Below are 6,788 nucleotides of genomic sequence, written 5' to 3' on the forward strand. Positions count from 1 at the left end.
GCAACGAAAGCGAGGCGGGGACGAGAGGCACACCTCGCGTTCTCCCCCTTTCCCGCATCGCCCTTCCCCGATAGCGTTGGCGTGTCGACAGAATCCCGTCCGGAGAAGCCAGCGCCCGATGCTCGTTTATGCCGCCAAACGTTTCGCCAGCCTTGCCGCGACGCTGCTCGTGGCGACGGTGCTGGTGTTCGTGGTGCTGGAGGTCATTCCGGGCGATCCGGCCGAGGTGATGCTGGGGCTCAACGCGCAGGAGGACACGCTCGCCGCCTTGCGCGCCCAGATGGGCCTCGACCGGCCCGCCTGGCAGCGCTACCTCGACTGGATCGCAGGCTTTGCTAGCGGCAACCTTGGCACCAGCCATACCTATTCCGTGCCGGTCGCCGATCTCGTCGCGGCGCGGATCACCGTGTCGCTGCCGCTCGCCCTGCTGGCGCTGGCGCTGTCCACACTCATCGCCATTCCCGTGGGCGTCTATGCCGCCTCGAAGCGCGGCCGCTGGCAGGACGGCGGCATCATGGCGCTGACGCAGGTGGGGATCGCCATACCCAATTTCTGGTTCGCCATGCTGCTCGTCTTCGTCTTCGCGGTGACGCTGCGCCTCGTGCCCTCCGGCGGCTTCCCCGGCTGGGACGCCGGCATCTGGCCGGCGCTGAAGGCATTGATGCTGCCGGCGGTGGCGCTCGCCCTGCCGCAGGCGGCGATCCTTGCCCGGGTCATGCGGTCATCGCTCATCGACGCGCTGCACGAGGACTATGTGCGCACCGCCCGCGCCAAGGGACTGACGCGCACGTCCGTCCTGTGGCGGCACGCGGTGCGCAACGCGCTGATCCCGGTGCTGACCATCCTCGGCCTGCAATTCTCCTTCCTGATCGCCGGCACGATCATCATCGAGAACGTGTTCTACCTGCCGGGCCTGGGGCGGCTGATCTTCCAGGCGATCACCCAGCGCGACCTGATCGTGGTCAAGAGCGTCGTCGTGCTGCTGGTCGCCAGCGTCATTCTCGTGACCTTCCTTGTCGATCTCGCCTATGCGGTGGTCGACCCCAGGCTGCGGAGGCGATGAGGCGATGACGGAGCGAAACGCCGCGCGCGCGGGCGCAACCGGTCTCCTGAAGACGCACAAGGCGCTGGTGCTTGGCAGCGCCGTCGTCGCGGTGGTGCTTGTCGCCGCGCTTGTCTCGCTGGTCTGGACGCCCTACCCGATCGACGTGCTCAGCGTGCCCGACCGGCTGAAGGGATCCTCGCTCGCCCATCCCCTCGGCACCGACCAGTTCGGCCGCGACATGCTGTCGATGCTGATGGTGGGGGCGCGCACCTCCATCGCCGTGGCGCTCCTTGCCGTGGGCATCGGCATCCTTGTCGGCGTGCCGCTCGGACTGGTGGCGGCGGCGCGCGGCGGCTGGCTGGACGAGGGGGTGATGCGGGCGAACGACCTCGTCTTCGCTTTCCCGGCGCTGCTGTCGGCGGTGATGATCACCGCGATCCTCGGCCCCGGGGCGGTCAACGCCATTCTCGCCATCGGCATCTTCAACATTCCGGTTTTCGCGCGGGTGGCGCGCGGCGGGGCGCTGTCGTTGAAGTCGCGGGAATTCGTGCTCGCCGCCCAGGTCGCCGGCAAGGGCGAGATCCGCATCATCGCCGAACACATCCTGCCCAATATCGCCAACCTCCTGATCGTCCAGGGAACGATCCAGTTCTCGCTCGGCATCCTCGCGGAAGCGGGCCTTTCCTATGTCGGGCTCGGGGCCCAGCCGCCGCTCGCCTCCTGGGGGCGGATGCTGAACGAGGCACAGACGATGATGGCGCTGGCACCCAGCCTGGCGCTCTATCCGGGTCTTGCCATCGTCGTCACCGTGCTCGGCCTCAACCTCATGGGCGACGGCTTGCGCGACCTGCTCGACCCGCGGCTGAAAAGGCGCGTTGCATGAGCGGGCTCTTCGCCATCGAGGGGCTGAATGTCGCGATCCACGGCACGCCGATCCTCAAGGGCATCTCCCTCGATATCGCGCGCGGGGAAACGTTCGGCCTTGTCGGGGAATCCGGGTCGGGCAAGTCGATGACGGCGCTCGCCGCAATGCAACTGCTGCCGCACGGCTCGGAAGCGCGCGGCCGCATCCTGCTCGACGGGGCGGATGTGCTGAGCCTGTCGGAGCCGGCCATGTGCCGGCTGCGCGGGCGGCGCATCGGCATGGTCTTCCAAGAGCCGATGACGGCGCTAAACCCGGTCAAGACCATCGGCGAGCAGGTCGCCGAGGGGCTGGTGCTGCATCTGCGCCTGACACGGGCCCGCGCCATGGAACGTGCCCGGCACCTGCTCGACCGGGTCGGGCTGACGCGGGCGAAGGTCGCGCCCGAGCGCTTTCCGCACCAGCTTTCCGGCGGCCAGCGGCAGCGTGTCGTCATCGCCATGGCCATCGCCTGCCAGCCGGACCTGTTGATCGCCGATGAACCGACGACGGCGCTCGACGTGACCATCCAGGCGCAGATCCTGTCGCTGATCCGCGAGATCGCGGACAGCGAGAAGATGGGCTGCCTCCTGATCAGCCACGACCTTGCGGTGGTCGCGGAGATGGCCGACCGGGTGGCGATCATGAAGAATGGCGAGATCGTCGAGAGCGGCCGGACGGCCGCACTCTTCGCAAATCTCCGGCATCCCTATTCAAAGGCGCTGATGGCCGCGTCGAACCACGTGCCGAAGCGCCCGAAGGGACCGCCGCGCAACGCGGCCAGCCACGGCACCCGGCCGATCCTGAGCGTCCGCGAGCTGGTGCGCAGCTATCCGCAGCCGCGTCCGAGCCTGTTTCGCGCCGCCGAGCCATTCGTGGCCGTCGACAAGGTGAGTTTCGAGATCCGCGCCGGACAAAGCGTCGGGCTTGTCGGGGAATCGGGATGCGGGAAATCGACCCTGGCGCGCGCGCTGCTTGGCCTCGAGGCACCCGACGGCGGATCGATAGAGGTGCTGGGGCAGAACCCGAACGCGGCGCGCGGCGCAATGCGCGAGACCGTGCACCGGGCGGTGCAGGTGGTGTTCCAGGACCCCTATGGCAGCTTCAATCCGCGTCACCGGATCGGCCGGGTGGTGGCCGAACCGCTGCATCTTCTGCGCGGCAAGATCACTGCGCGCGAGATGCGTGAACGGGTGACCGCAGCGCTTGTCGAGGTGGGTCTTTCTGAAGCGGACATGACGAAATACCCGCACGAGTTCTCCGGCGGCCAGCGGCAGCGTGTGGCCATCGCAAGGGCACTGGTGACGCGGCCGAAGCTGATCGTCGCGGACGAGCCGGTTTCCGCGCTCGACGTGTCGATCCGGGCGCAGATCCTCGATCTCTTCGCCGACCTCAGGGCACGGCACGGGCTCGCCTACCTGTTCATCTCGCACGACCTCAGCGTCGTGCGGGCGATCACCGACGACGTGATGGTGATGAATGGCGGCAAGATCGTCGAACGCGGCAAGACGGCCCGCGTCTTCGACCATCCGCGCCATCCCTACACACGGATGCTGGTGGCCGCGGCCCCGCGGCTTTCCGATGCGCTCGCCGTCCGGGCGGCCATCGAGAACGGAACGACAGGACCATGAACGGCAATGAGCGCTGAAAGCCCCTTGCGCCTCGGCATCGACTGGGGCGGCACGAAGATGGAGATCATCGCTCTCGAGCCCGGCGGCTGCGAGCGCTTCCGCAAGCGCATCGCCACGCCGCGCGACGACTATGACGGCTGCATCAGGGCGGTGGCCGGGCTTGTCGCGGCGGCGGAAGAGGCGACCGGCACGCGCGGCACGGTCGGCCTCGGCATTCCCGGCTCGCTGTCGCCGGCGGCCGGCCTCGTCAAGAACGCCAATTCCACCTGGATGAACGGCAAGCCGCTCGACCGCGACCTGGAAGCCGCGCTGTCGCGTGCCGTGCGCATCCAGAACGATGCCAACTGCCTCGCCGTCTCGGAGGCGACCGACGGGGCGGGCGCCGGCGCTGCCATGGTCCACGCGATCATCATCGGCACCGGCTGCGGTTCGGGCATCGCCATCAACGGGCAGGCGCATCGCGGCGCCAACGGCATCTGCGGCGAATGGGGCAACATCCCGGTGCCGTGGATGCGTGCGGAGGAGTTTCCCGGTCCCGAATGCTGGACCGGCAAGCGCGGCACCATCGACCGGCTGTGCTCCGGCACCGGATTCCAGTGGGACTACCGTCAGGCAACGGGGCTGTCGCTGACGGGCGCCGAGATCATGGAGCGGGTGCGGTCGGGCGACAGGGCGGCGGCGGCGGTTTTCGAGCGCTACGTCTCGCGGCTCGGGCGGGCGATGGCGATGGTCGCCAATATCCTCGACCCGGATGTCTTCGTGCTGGGCGGGGGCATGTCCAACATCGACGAACTGTACGACCGGCTGCCGGACGAGATGCGCAAGCATGTCTTTTCCGACCAGTATGACGTGCCGGTGCGCAAGGCGATGCATGGCGACAGTTCCGGCGTGCGCGGCGCCGCCTGGCTGTGGAACGACGCGGGGCCGATGTAGCCCGCGAACGGCGGACACAGGCCCTCGCTGCGGCGGACTATCGGCCTATATGCAGGTTCGGCACCGCTTCAAAGGACGACCGGCATGCGCCTGACTTCCCTCCCCGCCGCCGCGCTCGCGATGCTTGCCGCGACCGCTGGCCCGTCACGCGCCGAACCGCGCCAATACGCCATCGACCCGGCGCATTTCTCCATCGTCTTCAATGCCGTCCATATCGGCTACGCGCCGACCTGGGGCATGTTCCTGAAGGGCAAGGGCGGTTTCACCTTCGACGAGGAAACGCGTGCGCTCACCGAGCTCAGCGTCGAGATCGAGGCGGCCAGCGTCTTCTCCAACGACGAGCGGCGCGGCGGGCACCTGCGCTCCAACGATTTTCTCGCGGCCGACGCGCACCCGCTGATCACGTTCGACATGACGGAGGCACGGCCGGAAACAAAGACGACCGGCACGGTGACCGGCGAGCTGACCCTGCGCGGCGTGACGAGGCCCGTGACGCTCGACGTCACGCTCAACAAGGTCGGCCCCTACCCTTTCGGCAACACCCATGTTGTCGGCGTCAGCGCCAGGACGGTGCTGAAACGCTCCGATTTCGGCTCGACCTACGCGCTTGAGGGCGGGCTTGTCGGCGACGAGGTGGAGATCCGCATCGACCTTGAGGCGATCCGGCAGTAGCGGGCCTCAGTGCTCGCTCACACGCGGTTGAGCAGGCGGGCGCGGATCGTGCCCGACAGGTCGCGAATCCCCTCCAGCACCTCGACGGAATTCTCCACCGGGCCGTCGGCGTCGAGCACGACATAACCGATCTCGCCGTCGGTCTGGTAGTGCTGGGCCGCAATGTTGATCTTCTTGGCGGCAAAGAGATCGTTGAGCTTGCCAAGCTCGCCCGGCGAATTGCGCTGCACCTGGATGAAGCGGGTGTTGCTGGTGCCCTTGGGAAGCTGCACCTGCGGGAAATTGACCGCGCCGACGGTGGAGCCGACATCGGAATATTCCACAAGGCGGCGGGCGACTTCCTCGCCGATGCGCTCCTGCGCTTCCTCCGTGGAGCCGCCGACATGCGGGGTGAGGATGACGTTGTCGAGCCCGCGCAGCGGCGAGACGAATTCCTCGTCGTTGGATTTCGGCTCGCTCGGGAAGACGTCGACAGCCGCGCCCGCCAGATGGCCCGATTTCAGCGCATCGGCAAGCGCATCGATGTCAAGCACGGTGCCGCGGGCGTTGTTGATGAGATAAGCGCCCTTCTTCATCGCGGCGATCTCGTCGCGGCCGATCATGCCGCGCGTTTCCGGCGTCTGCGGCAGGTGCAGCGAAACGACGTCGGAAACGGCGAGAAGCTCGGTCAGGGAGCCGGCCGGCTCGACATTGCCGTGGCGCAGCTTGTCGGTGTGGTCGTGGAAGATCACCCGCATGCCCATCGCCTCGGCAAGCATGGCGAGCTGCGAGCCGATATTGCCGTAGCCAATGATGCCGAGCGTCTTGCCGCGCACCTCGTTGCTGCCCGCCGCCGTCTTCAGCCAGCGCCCGGAATGTGCGGCCATCGACTTGCTGAACGTGCCGCGCATCAGCATGACGATCTCGGCGATGGTGAGTTCGGCAACGCTGCGGGTGTTGGAGAACGGCGCATTGAAGACCGGAACGCCGCGCCGGTTGGCGCCGACAAGATCGACCTGGTTGGTGCCGACCGAGAAGCAGCCGACGGCGACCAGCGTGCCGGCCGCCTTGAGGATTTCCTCGTCGACCTGGGTGCGCGAGCGGATGCCCAGAATATGAACGCCCTGCAGGGCCTCGATCAGCGCGGCGCGGTCAAGCGCCGTCTTCAGCTGGGTGACGTTGGTGTAGCCCGCCTGGGCGAGCACATCCGGCGCGCTCGGGCTGATACCCTCCAGAAGCAGCCAGCGGATCTGATGCTTGGGGCGCGACAGGCCGGTCTTCATGCGGTCATCCCGGAAACAGAGGAAGGGAGCTGCGAGTCTCGCCCGCGTTGTCGCTCTGGTGCCCTGTCTGCGGGAAAATTTCAACCGCCGCTTTTTGCAATGCACCCTGGCGCTGTCCGCTCAGGCCGTCGCGCACCAGTCGCGCAAGGACGTGACAAAACGCGCCAGGCGCTGTCGCGTGTCGGTGAATTGCGCCGTCTTTCCATAGGCTTCGACGTCCATGTAGAGCGCGCGGTTGACCTCCACCTGGAGGGAGTGGACGCCGTTTTCCGGGTCGCCGGGGCGACGCAGGATTTCCGCGCCCTTGAAGGGGTCGTTGACGGCAACCGAAAAACCCAGCCCGG

Annotated in this window: 7 protein-coding genes; 5 read left to right on the top strand and 2 right to left on the bottom strand. The window is 67.5% G+C overall.

Annotation, left to right across the window (positions count from 1 at the left end):
* Nucleotides 1–118: 118 nt before the first annotated feature.
* The 5 genes from ACN0T5_RS12625 (at nucleotide 119) to ACN0T5_RS12645 (ending at nucleotide 5,182) form a co-directional block, all read left to right on the top strand.
* On the top strand, nucleotides 119–1,063 hold the full coding sequence (locus ACN0T5_RS12625; RefSeq protein ID WP_417768957.1) for an ABC transporter permease: 945 nt from the start codon (nucleotides 119–121) through the stop codon (nucleotides 1,061–1,063).
* A 4-nt stretch (nucleotides 1,064–1,067) separates the two neighbouring features.
* The gene (locus tag ACN0T5_RS12630) at nucleotides 1,068–1,928 is read left to right on the top strand and encodes an ABC transporter permease (RefSeq protein ID WP_417768958.1); all 861 of its coding nucleotides are present in this window, start codon (nucleotides 1,068–1,070) and stop codon (nucleotides 1,926–1,928) included.
* Nucleotides 1,925–3,577, top strand: a complete 1,653-nt coding sequence (locus ACN0T5_RS12635) for an ABC transporter ATP-binding protein (RefSeq protein ID WP_417768959.1) — start codon at nucleotides 1,925–1,927, stop codon at nucleotides 3,575–3,577. Before ACN0T5_RS12630 ends, ACN0T5_RS12635 begins: the two co-directional genes overlap by 4 nt.
* 24 nt (nucleotides 3,578–3,601) lie before the next feature.
* Nucleotides 3,602–4,510, top strand: coding sequence for an ROK family protein (locus ACN0T5_RS12640; RefSeq protein WP_417768963.1), 909 nt, complete (start codon nucleotides 3,602–3,604; stop codon nucleotides 4,508–4,510).
* An 84-nt stretch (nucleotides 4,511–4,594) separates the two neighbouring features.
* Nucleotides 4,595–5,182 (top strand): YceI family protein, encoded by a 588-nt coding sequence (locus ACN0T5_RS12645; RefSeq protein WP_417768960.1) that lies wholly within the window; start codon nucleotides 4,595–4,597, stop codon nucleotides 5,180–5,182.
* Between the two features lie 17 nt (nucleotides 5,183–5,199).
* Here ACN0T5_RS12645 and serA read toward each other — a convergent pair whose 3' ends face one another.
* Nucleotides 5,200–6,444, bottom strand: a complete 1,245-nt coding sequence (gene serA / locus ACN0T5_RS12650) for a phosphoglycerate dehydrogenase (protein WP_417768961.1) — start codon at nucleotides 6,442–6,444, stop codon at nucleotides 5,200–5,202.
* Between the two features lie 120 nt (nucleotides 6,445–6,564).
* Nucleotides 6,565–6,788, bottom strand: a 224-nt coding sequence (locus ACN0T5_RS12655) for an N-formylglutamate amidohydrolase (RefSeq protein WP_417768962.1), incomplete at its 5' end; no start/stop codon positions are given.

The organism is Stappia sp. (genome assembly GCF_048261845.1).
Classification (GTDB): Bacteria; Pseudomonadota; Alphaproteobacteria; order Rhizobiales; family Stappiaceae; genus Stappia.

Coding starts and splice junctions, on each gene's coding strand:
- ACN0T5_RS12625 (WP_417768957.1), top strand. CDS start 119: ATGCTCGTTTATGCCGCCAAACGTTTCGCCAGCCTTGCCGCGACGCTG.
- ACN0T5_RS12630 (WP_417768958.1), top strand. CDS start 1,068: ATGACGGAGCGAAACGCCGCGCGCGCGGGCGCAACCGGTCTCCTGAAG.
- ACN0T5_RS12635 (WP_417768959.1), top strand. CDS start 1,925: ATGAGCGGGCTCTTCGCCATCGAGGGGCTGAATGTCGCGATCCACGGC.
- ACN0T5_RS12645 (WP_417768960.1), top strand. CDS start 4,595: ATGCGCCTGACTTCCCTCCCCGCCGCCGCGCTCGCGATGCTTGCCGCG.
- serA (WP_417768961.1), bottom strand. CDS start 6,444: ATGAAGACCGGCCTGTCGCGCCCCAAGCATCAGATCCGCTGGCTGCTT.